Here is a 20,013-nt window from a genome sequence, read left to right on the forward strand (position 1 = left end):
GGGCGGGCTGGCAGGTTGCGCGCTGGAGGAAGAGTCGAGGTCGCGCTCCGCCTGCGCCCCTGCGGGATCACCGTGGCCCCCGTTGGATACTGATGGGTCAGCTCTCGGCGACCAGTTCGAGGTAGGTATCAACAACGGTGTTGCGGGCCACCCAAGATCGGCTGCTAGCGCACGGGACGACGGCAGCGCGGGCACCGACGTCCGGTCCGGATGGCCTTTCCGGCGGGCGTCCGTGAGCCCGGCGCGCAGGCCGGGGCCGGCCAGGTCAGGTCCGGGCATCCAGCCGATCTCAGGGCTGGACTTGGCTCAGTAGTTGAGGTTGACGCCGGGTTCGTGGTGGGCATGGTGGTCGACCACTGGCTACGACGGCCAGATCGTCGAAGGGTGGGCGGCTCTACGGGCCGCCCAGGCTCAGGATTCGGTCGGAGACGCGACGGGCCTCCGCGGTGCGGAGCTGCGACTCGTAGAGCGTCAGCGCACGCTGCCACGCGAAGCCCGCACGCTGGTCGTCGCCCGCAGCGGCGTGGGCGTCACCGAGATGCTCGACCACGGCGGCTTCGAGGTACGGGTTGGCCGTGCCGTCCGCGAGCGCGCGTGAGTAGTGCTCGATTGCCTCGTCCGGCTGCCCCAGCAGGCGAGCGATGTGGCCCAGGTTGTCGAGGGTGACCGCGGAACCGGCCGGGTCTCCGTTCCGCTCGTGCAGGGCGAGAGCCTGCTGGGCGGCCGTTCGAGCCGCCTGATGATCGCCCAGATCGGCGAGCTGGCGGGCCACCCGGTTCAGCGCATGAGCCTCGCCGACTGGGTCGCCGCAGTCGCGGTACAGGCGCAACGCCTCGCGGGCGTGGCGCAGGCCGGCACCGTGCTCGCAGACAATTGACGACAGGCGCGCCAGGTCGTGCCGGGTGTGCGCCATGGCGAGCGTGTCGTCGTAATCGTCGGCGGCCTGCAGGGCCAGGTTAAGGTGACGGCGCGCGTCGTCGTAACGCTGTGCGTGGGTAAGCGCCCGGCCGAGCTGCCGCTCCGCCAAGGAGATCGCATACGGTTCGGCGAGGGCGTGGGCGGCGGCGGCGCCCCGGCGCGAGGTGTCCACATTGTCGACTAGCAGGGCCCAGCGGTGCTGGTAGGTGTCTAGCAGGCGGGCCAGCAGCCAGACGTGGCGCCACCAGCCGAGCTGTTCAGCCTGCCGGAGAACAACGAGCAGCTGGCCATACTCGGTGTTGAACCAGGCCAGGGCTGCGGACTCGTCGGTGAGCAACGCCGTGCTGACCCCGGGTGCCAAGTGTTCCAGCGTGACCGGTGTGCGGAAGGGAAACAGCAGCCGATCCGCCCGGTAGGCGGTGCCCAGGTAAAAGTCGGTCAGCCGTCGCACGGCGGCAATGCGGTCCGCCGTCGGTTCGTTTTCCTCGGCGAGTGCTCCCGCGTGCCGTCGCAGCAGGGCGTGCATCAGATAGCGGCGCGGGGTGGGCTCTTCCACCAAGTTCGCTCTCTCCAGTTCGTCCAGCAGCGCCGTGGCCCGCCGCGGCGCAAGACCTAGCAGACTCGCGGCGGCGTGCTGCCCGAGCAGGGCGACCGGCGCTGTGCCGACGAGCCGGAATGCCCGGGCCTGCGGCGGAGTGAGGCGGGAGGTCGACCAGGAGAAGACGGACTGTAGGCGCATGGATTCCGTGCCCGCGTCGAAGCCGCTGAGGTGCGCCTCCGCCGCACCGAGTTCGTCGATAACTTTGGACAGAGGGTGCCCGGGATGCCGGGACGCCCTGGCTGCGACGATCGACAGGGCCAACGGCAGCCCGCCGCAGTGCTCTATCAGGGCGTCGAGGGCGGCTGGTTCAACGCCAGCCGCCGACTCAGCGAGGTTCTCGGTGAGCAGCGCGGCCGATCCCACCCGGTCCAGGAGACCGAGCCGGATCCGGCGGACCCTGCCGGTGCCCAGGCCAGCCAGATGGTGGCGGCTGGTAACGACGACCGCGGTGGGCGCTGCCGCAGGCAGCAACGGAACGACCTGTGCCGCGGTGGCGGCGTTGTCGAGGACGATGAGGATACGTTTGTCGGCGAGCCGGCTGCGGAACAGCGCTGATGCCGCACCGGTGTCGGTCGGGACCGCGCTGGCCGGAACGCCGAGGGCGGCCAGGAAGCCGCGAAGCACCGTGAGCGGCGGCGGGCCTTGCTCGCCCGTGCCGAACCCACCGAGGTCGGCGAAGAGTTGCCCGTCCGGGAAGCGGTCCAGGCGCCGATATGCCCATTCCAGCACGAGGGTGGTCTTCCCGATGCCCCCGGGACCGTCGATCGCCGCCACGAAGAGATCACCCGTGCGGAGGGCATCGTCCAGTGCGTCGGCCTCGTCGTCCCGGCCGACCAGCAGCCACGGCCGGGCCGGCAGCTGACGAGGGAGCGGCAGCGTCTGCTCAGGGGACGCCTTGAGGTGGACTCCGCCGCGTACGCTACCTGCCTGAACGACGATGTGGGCGGTGCCGTCCAAGAAGTTGTCGGTGGACCCTGTCATCGGCAGCCCCCGATACGGTGGGATGTCGATACAGTCTCCTCCGGCAAGCCCCGTGGTGGAACCGGCCATCGCGGTGTGTGGCCATGTTCTGCGCGTGCAAAGGGGCCGACGTGGATGTGGAGAACGCGGGCAAGCTGATTCGAGTGGCGGTCGCTGGAGTGACGGCCGGTGTACCGGTGCTGGGCATGGCCGCCCCGCCCGCGCTAGTCCGGATCGAGCCGTGCGACGCGGATGTACAGGTGCGGATCGACGCGACGGCGGGCGGCGGGCGGCTGCTGGCCCGCTGCCTTCGCGACGGGGTCGCGGCAGAGATCGCCGCGCTGCTCGATCCCGGAGGGCCCGAGGACTGCACGGTGCTCGTGCTCCCTCGGGACTCGTCCGCCGGGCAGCAGGAGTTGCTCGCTGCTATCAGGGCGTTGGCCCGCAGGGCGGCGGTCGCTCTCGACAGTGACCGGTTCGCTGCCGAGGTGATCCGCGGCGATCGGCACACCTATGCCCGCACGGTGCTCGCCGCGATGCACGGTGCCGGCGCGACGGCGGAACGCCGGCGGCATGTGCACGCTCGCCTGCGCCGGTTGCGGGTGCCGCGGCCTGCCGACGTGGCCGGCCTGTTGACGGTCCGCATCGCGGACCCCGCCGTTCTGGCGTCCGCCGTGCAGCGCTCCGACCGGGTGCTGGCGAGCTGGCCCCGGACGGTGGACCTCGCCCGGCAGGCACCGGCTGCGACGCCAGCGGCGCGGGGCAGGGTCGTCGCAGTCCCTGGGCGCGGTAACCCCGCCGAGGACCGCACCCGCCACGACGTGGTCGAACGGCTCGCGCAGCTGCTCGCCGACCGGACCGCAGCAATCCGGGTCGCGCTGGTCGCTGGCTCCGGGATGGGCAAGAGTTCCCTGGCGGTACGGATGTGTCGCAACCTGGCGGACGATTACACGGTGGTCGGCTGGCTATCCGCGACAAACTCCACCACTTGGCGCTCGTCGGTCGCCCTGCTCACTGAACGCCTAGGGATCGACGGCGCCAATCCGGACGACCTCTGGGAGGCACTCGGCGAACGACGGCCGGCCCTGATAGTGGTGGACGACGCCCCGGAACCGACGGCGTTCGCGGCCGCGCTGCCCTCGATACCGGGGGTGCACGTGCTCGTTACCTCGCCCTCGGTCCGCTGGCGCGCCGAAGCCGCCACGGTCGAACTCGAGCCGCTGTCCGAGGCGGACGGTATCGAGTTCCTGCTGGCCCGCACCGGTGCCGAAGACGAGCGGCTCGCCACTGAGGTTACCCGCCGGCTTGGTGGCTTTCCGCTCGCGCTCGAGCAGGCGGCGGCCGCCGCCGTCGACGGGCTATCGTTGCGCGGCTGGCTGGATCGTTACGTCGACGCGCCCGTCGCCGGGGCGGCCGCTCTCGAACGGGCTTGGCGGATCCGCCTGGCGGCTCTGCGCGTCAGTCATCCGGATGCGCTGGCACTGCTGCACATTCTGTCCTGCGCCCAGCCCGCCCCGGTCTCCGGCGAGCTGCTGTCGGGACTGGGCCGCGACTACGGCGACAACCCCGCCGTCGGCGTGTGCGCCGAAACCGAACGCCGTGACGCCGCCGTCACCGAACTGCGGGCCCAGTCATTGATCCGGACCGGCGCCGACGAGGAGACGTTTCTGGTCCATCCACTGCTGGCCGGTGCGGTCCGGGACGAGGCCGGCCGGGATACTGCCGGGGTCGCGCTGATGGTTGCCGCCGTTGCTGGTCGGCTGCTGGACGACGAGGACGTCGACGACGCCGATCTCTGGTCGCGCACCATGGCGTTGTCCGCCGTCGCCGTGGCGGCCTGTCACCTGGTCCTGGACGGATCCCGGCAACGCCCAGGCAGCGTCGCCCCCGACCGGTTGCGTGGTCTGGCCAATCACGCGCTCTGGCTGCCCCGGGCCTACCTGCACGAGCGTGGCGCGGCCCGCGGCGCGTACCGGGTCGCCCTACTGGCGCTGGCGATGCACGGCGACGATTTCGCTGCGGCGGCTGTGCCCGGGGTGTCCGCCGAGGTGGTCGACGCGTTCGACGATCTCGACCCGGCCATGGTGGTGCCCGCAGACCGGCTTGCCCATGTCGCGGGCGCCGACGCGCGGACATCGGCCGCGCGCTGGCTCAACGAGACCGACTCGCTGCTCATGGACATGGATCTGGCCGAGGCCGAGGCGTACGCTCGGCGGGCTTTGACGATCCTTCCCCGCCGGACCCGCGGGACCGTCGACGCGGACACCGTCCCCTGGTCGACGATGATCCGGTTGGAGATCGGGGACAACCTCGGCTTCATCCTTCAACTGCGGGAAAGGTTCCCGGAGTCCGCGAAGGTGTACGACGCGGCGATCCGTCACCTGCTGTCCTTCCCCGGGGGCGGCGCCGAGAGCAAGTACGCCGAACTGCTCAACGACCGTGCGCTGCTGCTGCTCGACACTGGCCGATACGAACAGGGTGTGGCGGAGTTCAGCGCCGCCGCCAACCTGGCACGGACGAAGTCGCAGGGTGCCGGGGTACTCCACAACATCAACAACAACTTGGCACGCACCGAGCATCTGACGTGGCGGCTGCGGTCGGCGCGCGACCGGCTGAACAGCGGGCTGCACTGGCTGCTGGACCGCTCTGCGGCACAGAGCACGGACGTTGCGATCGCCCAGTGCAACCTTGGGCTGGTGACCTACGACCTCGGTGAGACCGACGAGGGGTTCGCCCTGGTCCATGGTTCGTGGCAGACCCTGCGGGACCGGCTCGGACACGAGGACCGGGAGACTCTGATCCGGCGGCTGGCTTTGGCCGAGTTGCAACTGGCCCGGGGTGACCGCCGGGCCGCCCATCAAGCGGTCCTTCTCGATCTGGCAGCTTGCGTGGCAGAGAACGGGTCTGACTCCGTCTGGGCCATCGTCCACCGGCTGCGGGCGGCGTGGCTCACCGGCCTCGCGGCGCAGCCGCCGGGGACGATCCAAGAGTTGGCCGCGGCGGTGGAACGGCGCTTCGGCGCGAGCACCGCCTATGCCGCGATGGCCCGGGACGCTCTCGCCGCCTGGCGCCTGGCCGACCCGGACACGGTCGAGCCGGACGACATCGCATCCGCAGGGAAGGCCGTCCGTTACTCCGCCCGGTCTCTCGGCTCGGGTCACCCACTGACGTTATTGTCCAGCGCCCGCCTCGCATTGCTGCGCCGGGACGCCGCCCTCCGCCCACGTCCGCTGCGGACGTCGGCGGGGCGTGTCCTGCTGACCATGCTGGACTCGCTGCACCAGCCGGGAGATGGTGGGTTTGCCGAGGATCTCCGGCAGCACGGTCAGCCACCGGTGGACATGGCCCGGCCGGGGTGGGAGGCGGACCGCCTGCGCCACTTGCTCGCGGACGACGTCGTCGAACCCTCCGCCGGCGAGGAGATCTGCTGGCGTACAAACATCGGCCGGCTCGCGGCCTTGGCCGGGGCCGTCGACGCTGGTGTCCTGCTTCGAGAGGCGGCGGACCGCAGCGCGGCGCTTTATGGACCAGACCACCCCTGGACGCTGTCGCGGGCCGCAGCGGCCGCTGTCGCCGACGACGACCCGGAGACCCTGCGCGCTGTCGTGACCACACCTATTTGGCGATGAGCGCGATGACACACCGGGTCTTCATCGTATGGGCGCACCGCGACCAGCGCTGGAGCGCTCAGCAGCAGGCCCGCTACCAGGCTGCAGTGCTCGCCTTCGCTCGTACGCTCGATCGAGTCGAAGGTATCGAGGTGGAGTTCGATCTCTTCCACAGCGAGGACCGGACGGTCGACTTCACCCGTTGGGGACCAGACCAAATATCCTGGGCGGACACCGTCCTCATGATCAGCAGCGCACCCCTCTGGGACCGCTGGTCAGGCCGCAATCCGGCGAACGAGGGCGCGGGGGCGGTTCGCGAGTGCGACGCGTTGCATGGCCTGTTCGACACCGACCAGGACGCCTTCCAGCGCAAGGTCCTCATCGTGGTACTGCCCGGCGGCATGGACGCGCCGGTCCCGGCTGATCTGTCCCGCATCCAACGCCGCATCGTGGACGATCCCCAGGCGACGCTCGTGCTGCGTTGGCTGCTGAACAAACCCCGGTACCCCCGCGGGACCGTGAAGACGCGGGTGGACCTTCCCCCGTTCCCCGAGGCGTCGTTCCCCGGCATGCCGTCCCGCCGAGCGGATCATCTCGCCGCCGAGCGCGCCCGCCGCAAGCAGCCATCACCCGTCCCTGACTGTCAGTGGTCTCCGTCGGGATCAGCGAAGTCAGCGGAGGTTCCGATAAGACCGATCACGGCCGGCATGCTCGCGGCCACTGTGGTTCCGTTGGCGAGCGGCGCTGCGGACGAAGCCGGCAAACAGGCTTGGGCGTCCCTGTCCGCCTTCGTGCGAGATCGCTTCGGTCGCGAATCGGAGCTGGGCGCCGCCGTCCAGGCCCTCGCCGACCAGCCGCATAGTCCGACCGTCGGCGAGGTGCTCGGTCGGATCCTTGAGGACGCCGCCGCCTCCGACGACCACACAGCGGCCTGGTTGCGCAGCTGGCTTGAACAAGCCGGCCCGCTGGCCGGGTAGCTGGCCGAGACCGCTCATCCGGCGGGGCTCCGTGTGCTGAGTCGCCTGGAAATTGGCTTCGGCTCGTGACCGTTCGGCTTGGGTCTGGTTAACCCAGCCGGTGACCAGTACGGGATCTGCGCTCGTGTCGAGGACGGCCAGGCGCCGGTTGATAGGCACGACCCTTCCGGCTCGGGGTACGAAACGACCGACGAAGTCGCCTGTCCCGTCCGGTCAGGCTGGGCCCTCGGCCAGCGGGTCGTGGACCCGGCCGAGGAACAGCGGTACGCCGGTGAGCCGGTCGTGAATGACGTACAGGAATGGCCGATTGACGAAGAACTGCGGCCCTTGCGGGATCGACGGCGGCCGGACGATGACGGCCGACGCGGCTGCGGCCTCGGTACCCTTCTCGTCCACCGCGATGAACGTCTCGTGCACCACGTCGTCGATGGACAGGGCCGGTTGGGTGCTCATGCCGGTGAAGTCGGCCTGTGACGTGAACGCGGTGGGCATGCCGAGGCTGCTGAGCGCGGCACGCAGCTCGGCCGGCAGGCGGAACGTCCACCGGGGCAGGCGCAGTTCGACGTCGGTGATCTGGAACCCGGTCAGCAACGCGCCCAGCCAGGTCGCATCGAGGCTCGCCTCGACCGCGGCGAGATCGTCCCGGGTGGGCATGACGATGGCCATGGCAAGCCCGTCGCCCGCGTACGGCACGTCGACTGCGCGCCAGCCGTCTCCCTCGAGGTAGCCCATCCGGTCGAACGGGCCGCGCATGGTCGGGACGTCGACGACGGTCCCGTCATCTCTCGTGAACGGTCCCGTCGCAGTGGCCGCAGCAGTGAACGGGTACTTCCAGGCCGCCTTCAGATAGAGCGTGTTTGTCAGGATCAGGCTGGTGTCGGGGCTCACGGCGTCGGACTGCAACAGCTCTGGGATCTTCGCGTTGGTCCGATCGGACACCCAGGTGTTGATCTCCTGTCGGGCCACTTCCGGCGCGCCGCGGAAGTCGACAAGTCGTGGCGTGGCACCGTAATAGCCGGCCAGGGTGTCCCGGAACCTGGGTCGCAGGACCAGATCGAGCCGCGTCCACAGCGCGTTGGCAGTGGTCAGCCGAGGCTGCTTGACTCCGTCACCGTCCTGGTAACGGCCGGCGAGCGCCTGCTCGACGGTGTTGAGTCCGCGGTCGAGCGCGCAGGGGCGCGGACGCGGCGCGTGAAGCACGGTGTCCATCTCGTCCGCCGTGGTCGAGCGGGCGCCCGCCCTGGTCATCGCGAGCGCGAGCCCGACCGAGTACGGCGCGCACACCACATTGCCGCCTGCCCGGGTCGCCGCCACTGTGCGGTAGAGGTCGGCTGTGAAGCCGCGAACGGCGGTGGCGGTGGCCTGCATCGTGGCCGGGTCGGGTGGGACGCGGTCCGTATCCGCCGAGGTGGACGGCGGGCCGGGCCAACGGAGATCACCCGGGGCGGCGGTGAGGGCAGCTGCCGCGAGCGGGACCGCCCGCAGAACGGATCGACGCGAGACCATATATCGAGGTTAGGGCAGTCCCACGGAAACCCGCCAGGCGCGAGCCGAAATTCATCGAAACTCAGCGATGTCTTTCACTCGTACCGGCACTTCAGCGAGTCTGCCTCGGCTCGGCCGGCGGCCTTGCCCAAATCATCTTAGTCATTAAGATAACTCCGTGACCATATCGACGGACTTCTCGGTGGCGATCGCCGGCGCCGGCCTCTCCGGCCTCTGTCTCGCCCAGTACCTGATGCGCGCCGGCATCGACGTGCATGTCTACGAACGGGACCCGGGCCCCTTCGTCCGGCGGCAGGGCTATCGGATCATCCTCGACCGGTACGGCCTGGAAGCGCTGCGCGCGAGCCTGCCGCGCTCGCTGTACAACCTGGCGCTGACCACCGGCGACGAGCCCGGCGGGCATCTACGCTTCACCGACAGTCGGCTGCGGGACGCGTTCACCATCACCTTCAAGGACGAGCCGCACGCGACCCGCCAGGTCGACCGGCTGACCCTGCGGTCGATCCTGCAGTCCGGGCTGAACGGGCGCATCCACTACGGCAAGGACGCCATCGCGGTGGACAGCGGCGACCCGGCACGGCCGCGGCTGCTGTTCTCCGACGGCGGCGCCGCGGCGGCAAGCGTCGTCGTGGGTGCGGACGGTGTCGGCTCGGCGCTGCGCGCGCAGATCATGCCGGACGCCAACCCGGCGAACAGCCCGATGGCGGGCATCTACGGCCGGTCGCCCCTGTGGCGCAACGGTGAGAGCATCATCCCGGCAGCGCTGCACAGCAGCGGGGTCCTGGCCATCGCCGACCGGCCGGGCCGCGCCTTCTTCTTCACCTCCATGCGGTTCGGCGAGAGCCCGTCGGAGGCGTTCGCGCGCCTGGCCCCGGGCAGCTATGCGCCCACCGGCGGCGACTACGTCATGTGGGGACTGTTGCTCCGGCAGGAGGAGGTGCCCATGGGCATCCGGGGCGACCTGCTGACGCTGTGGAGACTGGCCTCCGGGATGAGCATGGACTTCCACCCGGTCATCCGGCGGCTGGTCGGTACGGCCGAGCTGGACGCCACGGTGCTCAACCTCTTCGCCGCCGGCCAGCGCCCGCGTCGGTGGGCGGTGCCCCGGGCAACGATGATGGGCGACGCCGTGCACGTCATGCCGCCGTTCGGCGCGCACGGCGGCAACACAGCGCTGCGTGACGCCGCCCTGCTCGGCCACAAGCTGGTCGAGGCGCGGGCCGCCGGCGCGTCGGTGGAGGAGGCGATCGCCAGCTACCAGGACGAGATGGTGCGGTACGCCTTCCGGGCCGTCGACACCGCGACCAGGCTGATGCGCCGCCTCACCGGGGGAGCGGCGGCACCCCACTGGGTGCTGACCCGCGTGCTACCTCGGCTGCACCGGGTCACCGTACCGGAGGGATGATTGCCGGCATGTCCCACGAGCCGGCCCGTGCGTCCGCGATCACCGACCTGATGCGCGCCGGGCGGGAGATGTCGCGGCTGTCCATGGTGTTCCGATACGCCGTCGCGGAGCGGCTGGGCCTCACCGTGAGCGACCTGGAGTGCCTGGACTACCTGGCGGACGTCGGATCCGCCACCGCGGGGCAGGTCGCCGAGCGGACCAACCTCACCACCGGGGCGGTGACCAGCATGCTCCGCCGGCTTCAGCAGGCGGGCTACGTGACCGCCGAGCGCGATCCGGCGGACCGGCGGCGGTTGATCGTCACCCTGCGGCCGGAGCGGGCCGCCGAGTTGGAGCGGCCGTACGAGCGGTTCGCCGAGCGGGCGGAGCGACTCGTCGAGGGCTACAGCGTCGAGGAGGTCGCGCTGCTGGTCCGGCACTACGACCGCATGCAGGCGATGTACCTCGCCGAGTTGGACCGTCTCCGCGACGGCGACACCGCGCAGCGGTCAGCCTGAGACGGCGTGGCGCGTACCACGTCACCTACGGTTCCCCGCCGCCCGCTGACGCCGCAGGGACGGCCGGGGCGGCCAGCTTGACCCTGGGGCGGTCGGCGTCCGGATGGCGCAGCTCGTCGAAGATCGTCAGCGCCTCCCGCCACGCCCGACGCGCGGCGTCGAGGTCACCCGCCGCCTGCAGGCTGTCGCCCAGGTTGTCCAACACCTCCGCCTCGTCGTAGCGGTCGCCGAGCTCCCGGTGCAACTCCAGCGCCCGCCGGTAGCAGTCCGCAGCCCGGTCGTGGTCGCCGAGGCCGTGGTGGACGAAGCCGAGGCTGTCCCAGGTCAGCGCCGCGCCGTGCCGGTCGCCGGTCTCCTCGTGCAGCCGCAGGGCCGCCTGGCAGCAGCGCAGCGCCGGCCCTGGCTCGCCGAGCCGGGCGTGCATCCAGCCCAGATTGTTGAGCGCCTTGGCCTGCCCGACCCGGTAGTCGGCGGCCCGGTACAGGTCGAGGGCCAGCCGGGTCTCGTCGAGAGCCGCCCGCAGCCGGCCCTGCCGTGCGAGCACCCAGCTCACCCCGAGGTGCGTGTGCGCCCGTCCGGTGTCGTCGCCCAACTCGCGGTACAGCTCCAGGTCGCGCCGGTAGTGCCGGTGCGCCGCCTCGTGATCGCCGGACCAGGTGCAGGCGATGGCGAGACCCCGGTGCGCCAGGGCCTGACCGGCCAGGTCACCCCGGCGCAGCGCCGCCGCCAGGGCGGTCCGTTGCGCGGTGGCCAGCTCGGGCCAGTGCCCGCTGCGATCGAGGTACGTGGTGAGGGCCGCCGCCAGCGTCCAGACGTGCCGGTCCAGGCCGGCGCCCGCTGCCTGCTCCACACACGCCAGCAGGACGTGGTGCTCGGCGGCGAACCACGCGGTCGCCCACGCGTGCTCCGGGCGGTCGCCCACCGTCACACCCGGCTCGGGTGGAGGCAGCACCGCCGGCCGCGCCAACCGGTACGGGTCGAGCAGGTGGTCCGCCGCGCGCGAGGCGTGCAGGTAGTGGTCGAACAGGCGGCGTCGGGCGGCATTCCGCTCGGCCTCGGGGTCGGTGCCGTGACAGAGTTCGGAGGCGTACGCGCGAAGCAGGTCGTGCATCGCGTACCGGCCGGGGGTGCGCTCGGTGAGCAGGTTCGCCCTGGTGAGGTCGGCCAGCAGCGGTTCGACCCGAGCCGGCGGCAGGCCAGCGAGGCTGGCCACCGCCGCCCGTCCGGCGTCGGGGCCGGGATGCAGCCCGAGCAGCCGGAACAACCGGGCCGGGTCAGCGTCCAACGCCCGGTACGACCAGGAGAACACCGCCCGTACGTCGGTCGTGGGGTCGCCGGTGGCCAGTGCGGTGAGGCGAACCGGGTCGGTGTCCCGCAGTTCGGTGGCGAACGCCCCCAGCGGTACGTCGGGCTGCCCGACGGCGCGGGCCGCGACGACGGCCAGGGCCAACGGCAGGCCGGCGCAGCGGCGCACGATCTCGTCCAGCGCCGCCGCCTCGCGCCCGACACGCCCGCGGCCGAGCCGACCGGCCAGCAGCTCCCGGGCCTCGGCCGGCCGAAGCACGTCCAGCGTCACCGGGTGGGCCCCGGCGTTCACCACCAGGCCGGTGAGCCGATTGCGGCTGGTCACCACGACCAGGCTTCCCGGGGATCCTGGCAGCAGGGGCCGCACCTGCTCTTCGTCGCGAGCGTTGTCGAGCAGCACCAGAATCCGGCGGTCGGCGAGCAGGGTCCGGAACAGGGCGGCCTGCCGGGGCAGGTTGGTGGGCATCCGCTGTGGCGGCACGTGCAGGGCCTCCAGGAAGCCGCGCAGCGCCTCGCCCGGCGACACGGCCCGGCCGTCGAGGTCGAACCCGCGCAGGTTGACGTAGAGCTGCCCATCCGGGTACCGGTGCGCGACCCGGTAGGCCCAGTGCACCGCGAGGGTGGTCTTGCCGACCCCGGCGGTGCCGGCGATGGCGGAGATGACCACCGCCCGGCCCGGATCGCCGTCGCCGCCGTTCCGGGCGGCTCCCGCCAGTTCGGCGGGCAGCAGCGCGTCCAGTTGCCGCAGCGCCGTCGCACGGCCGGTGAACCAGGCGGGGGCGCCGGGAAGCTGCGCCGGAGACGGTCCGTGGGGCTCCGCAGGTGTGGGCTCGGCCGGCGGCGGCCCCCGCAGCACCCGCAGGTGGGCCTCGCTCAACTCGGGGCCGGGCTCCACGCCCAACTCGTCGACGAGGTGGCGGCGGGTCTCGGTGTAGAGCCGCAGCGCGGCGGCCCGCTGGCCGCAGCCGGCCAGGGCGAGCAGATACCCAGCCACCAGCGACTCCCGCAGCGGATGCTCGGCGACCAGGGGGCGTAGGGCACGCGCGGTCGCGGCGAACCGGCCGAGGCCGAGTTCCACGGCGGCGAGCCGCTCGTATGCGAGCAGGCGTTGCTCGTCGAGGCCGGTGGCGGCAGCGTCGACGAAGGCTCCGGTCGCTCCGGCCAGCGCCGGCCCTCGCCACAACGCCAGGCCGTCGCGCAGCAGTCGCGCCGCCTCTGCCCGCCGGCCGGCTGTCTCCTCGGCGCGGGCCCGCTCGACCGCCAGGGTGAACTCGGCGAGGTCCAGCTCGGCCATGGGTACGGTGAGCCGGTAGCCGCTGCCCTGGGTCGTCAGCAGGTCGGCCGCTCCTACCTCACGCAGGGCCGACCGGATTCGGGAGACGCAGACCTGAACCTGGGTCCGGGCGCTGGCGGGTGGTTCTTCGGCCCAGAGCGCCGACACGATCTGCCCGAGGGGCACCAGCCGGTCGGCGTTGAGGAGCAGCAGCGCGAGCACCGCGCGTTGCTGAGGGCGGTCGATGGGAAGGACCCGCCCTCCGGCGGTCACCTGGACGGGGCCGAGGAGGGACCACCGCATGGCTTTCCTGTTCAGTCGTGTTCGGGCGTCCACAGTCTATGGACGACACGACCCTGCACGGCCGGCGCCAAGCGGTCGGATAGCGGACGACAAGCGGCCCCGCCCAGGCTCTCCTCAGTCGCCGGATCTGTTGGTCCGGGCGGGAGGCGGGCCGGCGTGATGTCGGCCGAGGCGGACAGGGAGAGCGACATGCGAGTAACCAAGGGGCGGGGCGTGCTGACGGCCGTCATGTCGACGGCGGCCGTGGTGGCCGGCATGGGTTGGGCGGCACCGGCCTCGGCGGAACCGGCAGGGTTGGAGACGGTCACCCAGTCGGCTGCGGAGAGCAGCCTGGACAAGTCGGCGTTCGCGTCCTGCCCGACCGGCAAGGTGGTCACCGGGGGCGGCGGCTTCCTCCTCGCCGGTTCGTCGGCCGCCGGACGGGTCGGGCTGGACCGGTTGGAGCCGCTGGCGAACGGCACCGGCTTCTTCGTGACGATGCGGGAGGTGGGCCCGGTCAACTTCACCGGCGACTGGGGATTGCAGGCCCTCGCTCAGTGCGCCACCACGCCGGCCGGGTACCAGGTGGTGGCCACGACCGGGGCGATCGGAACGGAGTTCGTCACGGCGAGCTGCGGGACGAAGAAGGTCATCGGCATGGGTGGGCGGATCAACAGCGGCCTGGGCGACGTCGTGCTCGACCAGGTGGTGCCGTCGTTCGACCTGACGTCGGTGACCGTCCGGGCGGTCCCGGTGCAGGGCACCTCGCCGTCCGGCTGGAGCGCCACCTCGATCGCGGTCTGCGCCGCCGCGCCCGCCGGGTTGGAGCGGATCTCGTCGACGGGGACGAGCGCGAGCGACCCGTCCTCCAACCGCGTCAAGGCGTGTCCGGCCGGCAAGGGCCTCTACAGCGCGGGCGCGGATATCAACGCCGGCAATGGTCAGGTGCTGCTGACAGCGGTCAACATCACCGGGGGTAACACCGTGCGGTTGCGAGCGGACGAGGACGCCGACGGCTTCGCCGGCTCGTGGAGCCTCAACGCATACGGCATCTGCGGGAGCTGATCCTGGGGCCGGGGCCGCCGCTGGCGGCCCCGGCCGACTCCGCCCCATCAGATCGTTGGCCACACCGGATTCGGGCAGGAACTCCTTCTCGACCAGGGTTGGGCAGCTGCACGAGTAGCCGGCGCCGTCCGTCGACGGCGAACGCCTCATTGTCGCTCACGCGTTGGTGCTGCCGCACTCCATCGGCTCCGCGCGACCGTCAACGGAAGGCGTCGATGTTGCGCGTGGCCCAGGCGGCGAAGGGGCGTGGTGATCGGCCCAGGACCTCGGAAACGTCCGGGCTGATCCGTTGTTCGGCTTCGGTCGGCGCACCGAGGATCGCCAGCGTCCCCTCGACCACCGGCGGCGGCATGAACCGCAGCAACTGCTCGCGGGCTTCGTCGGGCGTCTGGTCCACGAAGTCGATCGGCTCGCCGAGCGCGGCGGCGAGGTCGGCGACCCGTTCGCGTGGCGTGCGCAGGGCCGGGCCGGTCAGTTCGTAGGTACGGCCATCGTGCGAGCGGTGGAGGAGCACGGCGGCCGCCACTTCGGCGATGTCGGTCGGGTCGACCACGGGCAGACCGACGTCGCCGAACGGTGCGGCCACGGTCCGCTTGCCCCGGACCGATTCGGTCCAGGCAAGGGAGTTGGAGGCGAAGCCGCCGGGGCGAAGGATCGTCCAGCCGAATTCGGATCGACGCACGAGATCCTCGATGGCGCGCAGCGGCGCGTGTGACGGCGAGTCCGGTCGGGTGGCGACCGCCTGCGAGGACTGGAGCACAACGCGCTTCACGCCGCCGGCTGCGGCGACCCGCAGAATTTCGCGCATGTTGAGGTGGGCTCCGGCGCCCTCCACGAGCAGGTACAGCGCCTCGGCGTCGGCGAGTACCGGGCGCAGGCTCTCCGGGTGCTCAAGGTCCGCGCGATGGTGGCGGATGCCCTCTGGTGCGGCGCCCGGCCCTCGCCCCCGGGACACCGCCGTCACCGCGGCACCCGAGGTCGCGAGGGTTGACGCGAGCGTACGGCCGACGTTTCCGGTTGCTCCTACCACGACAAACATGTCTGGGTCTCCAGTCCGACCGTGTCGTTCGCACGGCCGAAGAAGACGCTAGTAGCGTCGATATAGTAGGTACCTAGAGGATAGTAATGGGTTTGTGACGGGGGGCACATGAAGCAGTCGACAGATCCCGAGTTGGCCTGCCCGGTCGCGCCGGTCGTCGACATCGTGTTCAGCCGGTGGACCACACCCATCCTGTGGGCACTCAACGAGTACGGTCGGCAGCGCTTTGTCGAGTTGGAACGCCGACTGACGAGCATCACGCCGAAAGTGCTCACGCAGCGGCTTCGCCAACTGGAACGTGACGGGCTCGTGTCACGCACCTACCACGCCGAGGTGCCTCCCAGAGTCGAGTACGAGATCACCGAGTTGGGCGCCAGCCTGGGTCCGCTCTTCGCGCACCTGGCGACCTGGGCCGACGCCAGCCTCGGAAAGGTGGAACGAGCACGGCGCGCCTACGACGCCCAGCGATGAGCCCGCGCGGACGTGATCGGGACCTCAGGCGGCACCATCACGGTGGCGGTCGCTCCGAGCGCGGGCCGAGGGTGCGCACCCGTGTGGTCACCTCCTCCGTCGGTATCGGGCCGGTCCTGACGTTCGTTCGCGCGTCAGGAACGACCGCGCGCGGACCGCGGCTTGTTGCAGCCACGGGCGGGGCCAGCGATGCTCTCGCCCCAGCGGCGGCCGACGACCCGAGGACCCGCCGGAGTGGCCCGTCACCAGGATCGGGTGCGCATGCTGGCCAGGGAAGCTGGCGCCGTAGGCGACCAGGGGTTTGTTGTGGACGTGTTCGCCGTCGGCCGTGATGCGGAACGACCGGTCGCCGATGTCGGAATCACAGTGGACGCAGCCGAGTGCGAGCAGGGGAAGCCCGGTGCGCCCGGCGGGCCAGGGCAGCGCGGCATGAGGACGCGTAGACATGATCTCTCCAAAGACCTGACGGAAGGCATGGGAACGAACCGACGGTGACGTCGGCAACCCAGGCGCGGGGAACGTGTCAGGTCGGGAGAGCAGGCGGTGTCACGCGGGTTGAGGTCCTCTCGTGAATGCGTCGGAGATGGATACCTCGTTGCACGGTAGGTCGGAACGGGTCGGCGAGGCCATTCATTTCAGTGCGGTGGCGGGGCAGTCGCCGGCCACCACCAAAGCCGTGATCCGGGAAGCCGGTGAGGGGAAATCGGCGAAACGTCGGCATTGGCGCGTGGTGAACGACGGGTATCCCGGACGGCGGTTCTGCGCCGATCATTGCTCGGAGATCGACACGAATGATTCTCACCTCCGGGTGGAACGCCCGGGCGCGGAGGGCGAGACGTCGGCACCGGTAGCCGGGCGAGACCGTACGGCCCGACTCCGCGTCCCCGGAGGATCGCCATGCCCCGTCCCGCTCTCCGTAACCGGCTCGCGGCGTTCACCGCCGCCGTCCTGACCGCGAGCGTCCTGACGGTGACCCCGCCGTCACCGGCGCTGGCCGCCACGACGTTCGCCGCCAACGACTACTGCCTCGGCCAGTGCGCCGACATCCTGCCTCCCGGGCAGAACGGCAACGCCACGCTGGTCGCCATCCTGGCCCACCAGGCGCTCGGCACCCGCCCGGCGCACTCCAGCGACCAGCTCGACGAGTACGCGAACCTGGTCTACAACTACGCCGGGCTGACCGACGAGCAGATCGCCCACTTCTACAACGACGCCTCGTTCGGTGTTCCGGCCGCACAGGTCGAGAGCACCGTCTCGCCGCGATCGGACGTCACCATCGTGCGGGACAAGGCCACCGGCGTCCCGCACGTCACCGGCACCACCCGCGCCGGCACCATGTTCGGCGCCGGCTACGCCGGCGCTCAGGACCGGCTCTGGGTGATGGATCTGCTGCGGCACGTGGGCCGTGGAAACGTCACCTCGTTCGCCGGCGGCGCGCCGGGCAACCGGGAGCTGGAGCAGAGCGTCTGGGCCAACTCGCCCTACACCGAGGCGGACCTCCAGGTCCAGGTGGACGCGCTGCGCACCAAGGGCGTCCGGGGTCAGCAGCTCTACACGGACGTGGTCGACTACATCGCCGGCATCAACGCCTACATCGACAAGTCGATCGCCGACGACAACTACCCGGGCGAGTACGTGCTCGCGGGCGCGGGCAAGCCGAAGCACTTCACGATGACCGACCTGATCGCCACGGCCGGTGTCATCGGCGGGCTCTTCGGCGGGGGCGGGGGCAGCGAGATCCAGTCCGCGCTGGTCCGGGTGGCCGCCCGCGCGAAGTACGGCGCCACCGAGGGCGACCGGGTGTGGGCGGCGTTCCGCTCGCAGAACGACCCGGAGACCGTGCTCACCCTGCACGACGGACAGAGCTTCCCGTACGGGGCGACGCCGCCGGGCGCGACGAGCGCGGTGCTCCCCGACGCCGGCTCGGTGGTCGCCGAACCCCTCGCGTACGACGCCACCGGCGGGGCCGCCGCCCGCACCGGTGCCAGCACCGCCACGAAGGAGCTGCTCGGCGGCCTGTCCAATCTGCGCGCGCACGGCATGTCCAACGCGGTGGTGGTCTCCGGACGGCACACCACCACTGGCAATCCGGTTGCCGTGTTCGGGCCGCAGACCGGCTACTTCGCCCCGCAACTGCTCATGCTCCAGGAGTTGCAGGGTCCGGGCATCAGCGCGCGTGGCGCGGCGTTTGCCGGGCTGAACCTCTACGTGCTGCTCGGCCGGGGCCAGGACTACGCGTGGAGCGCCACCTCCGCGTCCCAGGACCTCACCGACACGTACGCGGTGCCGCTGTGCACCACCGACGGCAGTGCCCCGACGCTGCGCACCAACCGCTACCTCTACCACGGGCAGTGCCTCGCCATGGAGGCGCTGGAGCAGCGCAACTCCTGGACCCCGACGCTGGCCGACTCCACCCCGGCCGGCTCGTACACACTGCGCGCGTTGCGCACCAAGTACGGGCTGGTCTCCTATCGGGGCCTGGTGAACGGGCAGCCGACGGCGTTCACGAAACTGCGCTCGACCTACCGGCACGAGGCCGACTCGGCGATCGGCTTCCAGGCCTTCAACGACCCGTCGGCGATGGGCAGCGCGGCGGCCTTCCAGACGTCCGCAGCCGACGTGGGGTACGCGTTCAACTGGTTCTACGTCAACTCGACCGAGGCGGCGTACCTCAACTCCGGCGCGAACCCGGTCCGTCCGGCCACCGCCGACCCGAACCTGCCCACGAAGGCCGAGCCGGCGTACGAGTGGGCCGGCTGGAACCCGGACACCAACGACGCCACCTACATCCCGGCGTCGGCGCATCCGCAGTCGGTCAACCAGGACTACTACGTCAGCTGGAACAACAAGCAGGCGCGGGACTTCGGGGCGGCGGACGGCAACTTCAGCTTCGGCTCCGTACACCGGGCTCAGCTGCTCGACGGCCCGGTGCGCGCGGCGATCGCGCAGCGCAAGCTCGGTCGCGCCGACGTCGTGAAGATCATGGCGGATGCGGCGGTGACCGACCTGCGCGGCCAACAGGTCCTCGGTGATCTGCTGCGGGTTCTGGACAGCACGCCGGTCACCGATCCGGCGCTGGCCGACGCGGTGGGCAAGCTGCGCGCCTGGCAGCAGGCCGGGGTCCGCCGGGTGGAGACGTCCCCCGGCTCCAAGGTCTACCAGCACGCCGACGCCATCCGGATCTTCGACGCCTGGTGGCCGCTACTGGCCTCGGCGCAGTTCCGCCCCGGCCTCGGGCCGGACCTCTACGCCTCGCTGGTCGACGCCATCGAGGTGAACGAGGCGCCGTCGGGCGGCCAGAACGGCGGGCGCGACGGCGCCGCGAACTGGGCGTTGCAGGGCCAGGCGCACAAGGGCTCGTCATTCCAGTACGGCTGGTGGGGCTACGTCGACAAGGACCTGCGTACCGTGCTCGGCGACCCGGTGGCCGGTGGGCTGGGCCGCGCGTACTGCGGCAACGGCAACCTCGGCGCATGCCGGCAGGCCCTGCTCGACGCGCTCGGTCAGGCCGCCGCGGTGCCGGCCACCACCGTCTACCCGGGTGACAAGTCCTGCGGGGCCGGCGACCAGTGGTGTGCCGACGCGATCGCCCACTCCGGGCTCGGGGGCATCACCCACCCGGTGATCGCCTGGCAGAACCGCCCCACCTACCAGCAGGTCGTCTCGTTCCCGGCGCGCCGGGGCGACGACGTCACCAACCTGGCGCAGGGCCGTCCGGCCACCGCGTCGAGCACCCAGTTCCTGACCGGCAACACGCCGGACAAGGCGGTCGACGGCAGCCTCGGCAGCCGGTGGGCGAGCAGCTACAACGACAACCAGTGGCTCCGGGTCGACCTCGGCGCGGCCCGCACCGTCAGCCGGGCCGTACTGCGGTGGGAGGCCGCGTACGGCACCGCGTACCGGATCGAGGTCTCCGCCGACGGCAGCTCCTGGTCGCCGGTGTTCGCCACGACCACCGGCAACGGCGGCGTCGACAACGCCACCTTCGCCCCGGTCACCGCCCGCTACGTGCGGGTGTACGGGGTCAAGCGCGCCACCTCGTACGGGTTCTCGCTCTACGAGTTCGAGCTGTACGGGAAGTGAGCCTGCCCGGAGGGGGCGGCGGA

11 protein-coding genes are annotated in these 20,013 nt (G+C 71.3%); 7 read left to right on the forward strand and 4 right to left on the reverse strand.

The genetic code is table 11. From position 1 onward, the window contains the following. Positions 1 to 394: 394 nt before the first annotated feature. A complete protein-coding gene (locus AB0B68_RS11440) occupies positions 395 to 2,500 on the reverse strand; it encodes a tetratricopeptide repeat protein (RefSeq protein WP_357259485.1) in 2,106 nt (701 codons plus the stop codon). A gap of 110 nt (positions 2,501 to 2,610) precedes the next feature. On the opposite strand from AB0B68_RS11440, the gene AB0B68_RS11445 reads away from it, so the two are divergent. Together AB0B68_RS11445 and AB0B68_RS11450 are read left to right on the forward strand one after the other, a co-directional pair. Next, a complete protein-coding gene (locus tag AB0B68_RS11445; RefSeq protein ID WP_357259488.1) occupies positions 2,611 to 6,108 on the forward strand; it encodes a hypothetical protein in 3,498 nt (1,165 codons plus the stop codon). Next, positions 6,105 to 7,064 carry an SEFIR domain-containing protein gene (locus AB0B68_RS11450; RefSeq protein WP_357259603.1) on the forward strand — a complete coding sequence of 320 codons (960 nt, stop codon included), beginning with the start codon at positions 6,105 to 6,107 and terminating at the stop codon, positions 7,062 to 7,064. The genes AB0B68_RS11445 and AB0B68_RS11450 overlap by 4 nt, the downstream gene beginning before the upstream one ends. A gap of 213 nt (positions 7,065 to 7,277) precedes the next feature. Here AB0B68_RS11450 and AB0B68_RS11455 read toward each other — a convergent pair whose 3' ends face one another. Next, positions 7,278 to 8,570, reverse strand: coding sequence for a serpin family protein (locus AB0B68_RS11455; RefSeq protein WP_357259491.1), 1,293 nt, complete (start codon positions 8,568 to 8,570; stop codon positions 7,278 to 7,280). A gap of 157 nt (positions 8,571 to 8,727) precedes the next feature. On the opposite strand from AB0B68_RS11455, the gene AB0B68_RS11460 reads away from it, so the two are divergent. Continuing rightward, positions 8,728 to 9,975 (forward strand): FAD-dependent monooxygenase, encoded by a 1,248-nt coding sequence (locus AB0B68_RS11460; protein WP_357259494.1) that lies wholly within the window; start codon positions 8,728 to 8,730, stop codon positions 9,973 to 9,975. Positions 9,976 to 9,983: 8 nt separating this feature from the next. Then, positions 9,984 to 10,472: a MarR family transcriptional regulator gene (locus AB0B68_RS11465; RefSeq protein ID WP_357259498.1), complete on the forward strand. Its 489-nt coding sequence runs from the start codon at positions 9,984 to 9,986 to the stop codon at positions 10,470 to 10,472. Between the two features lie 25 nt (positions 10,473 to 10,497). Here the strand turns inward: AB0B68_RS11465 and AB0B68_RS11470 are convergent, their stop codons facing one another. Continuing rightward, on the reverse strand, positions 10,498 to 13,353 hold the full coding sequence (locus tag AB0B68_RS11470) for a BTAD domain-containing putative transcriptional regulator (RefSeq protein WP_357259501.1): 2,856 nt from the start codon (positions 13,351 to 13,353) through the stop codon (positions 10,498 to 10,500). A gap of 189 nt (positions 13,354 to 13,542) precedes the next feature. On the opposite strand from AB0B68_RS11470, the gene AB0B68_RS11475 reads away from it, so the two are divergent. Then, positions 13,543 to 14,397: a hypothetical protein gene (locus AB0B68_RS11475; protein ID WP_357259504.1), complete on the forward strand. Its 855-nt coding sequence runs from the start codon at positions 13,543 to 13,545 to the stop codon at positions 14,395 to 14,397. A 199-nt stretch (positions 14,398 to 14,596) separates the two neighbouring features. Here the strand turns inward: AB0B68_RS11475 and AB0B68_RS11480 are convergent, their stop codons facing one another. Then, entirely contained in the window at positions 14,597 to 15,436 is an 840-nt protein-coding gene (locus AB0B68_RS11480) for an NAD(P)H-binding protein (protein WP_357259507.1), read from the reverse strand. A gap of 108 nt (positions 15,437 to 15,544) precedes the next feature. Here AB0B68_RS11480 and AB0B68_RS11485 point away from each other — a divergent pair, with 108 nt between their 5' ends. Both AB0B68_RS11485 and AB0B68_RS11490 read left to right on the forward strand, forming a co-directional pair. Beyond that, positions 15,545 to 15,907 carry a helix-turn-helix domain-containing protein gene (locus AB0B68_RS11485; protein WP_355577881.1) on the forward strand — a complete coding sequence of 121 codons (363 nt, stop codon included), beginning with the start codon at positions 15,545 to 15,547 and terminating at the stop codon, positions 15,905 to 15,907. Between the two features lie 897 nt (positions 15,908 to 16,804). Continuing rightward, complete coding sequence (locus AB0B68_RS11490) at positions 16,805 to 19,990, forward strand: penicillin acylase family protein (RefSeq protein WP_357259511.1); 3,186 nt, start codon at positions 16,805 to 16,807, stop codon at positions 19,988 to 19,990. The last annotated feature ends 23 nt before the right edge of the window (positions 19,991 to 20,013 follow it).

Origin of the sequence: Micromonospora sp. NPDC049049, assembly GCF_040649115.1 — a bacterium.
In the GTDB taxonomy this organism is placed as follows: Bacteria; Actinomycetota; Actinomycetes; order Mycobacteriales; family Micromonosporaceae; genus Micromonospora.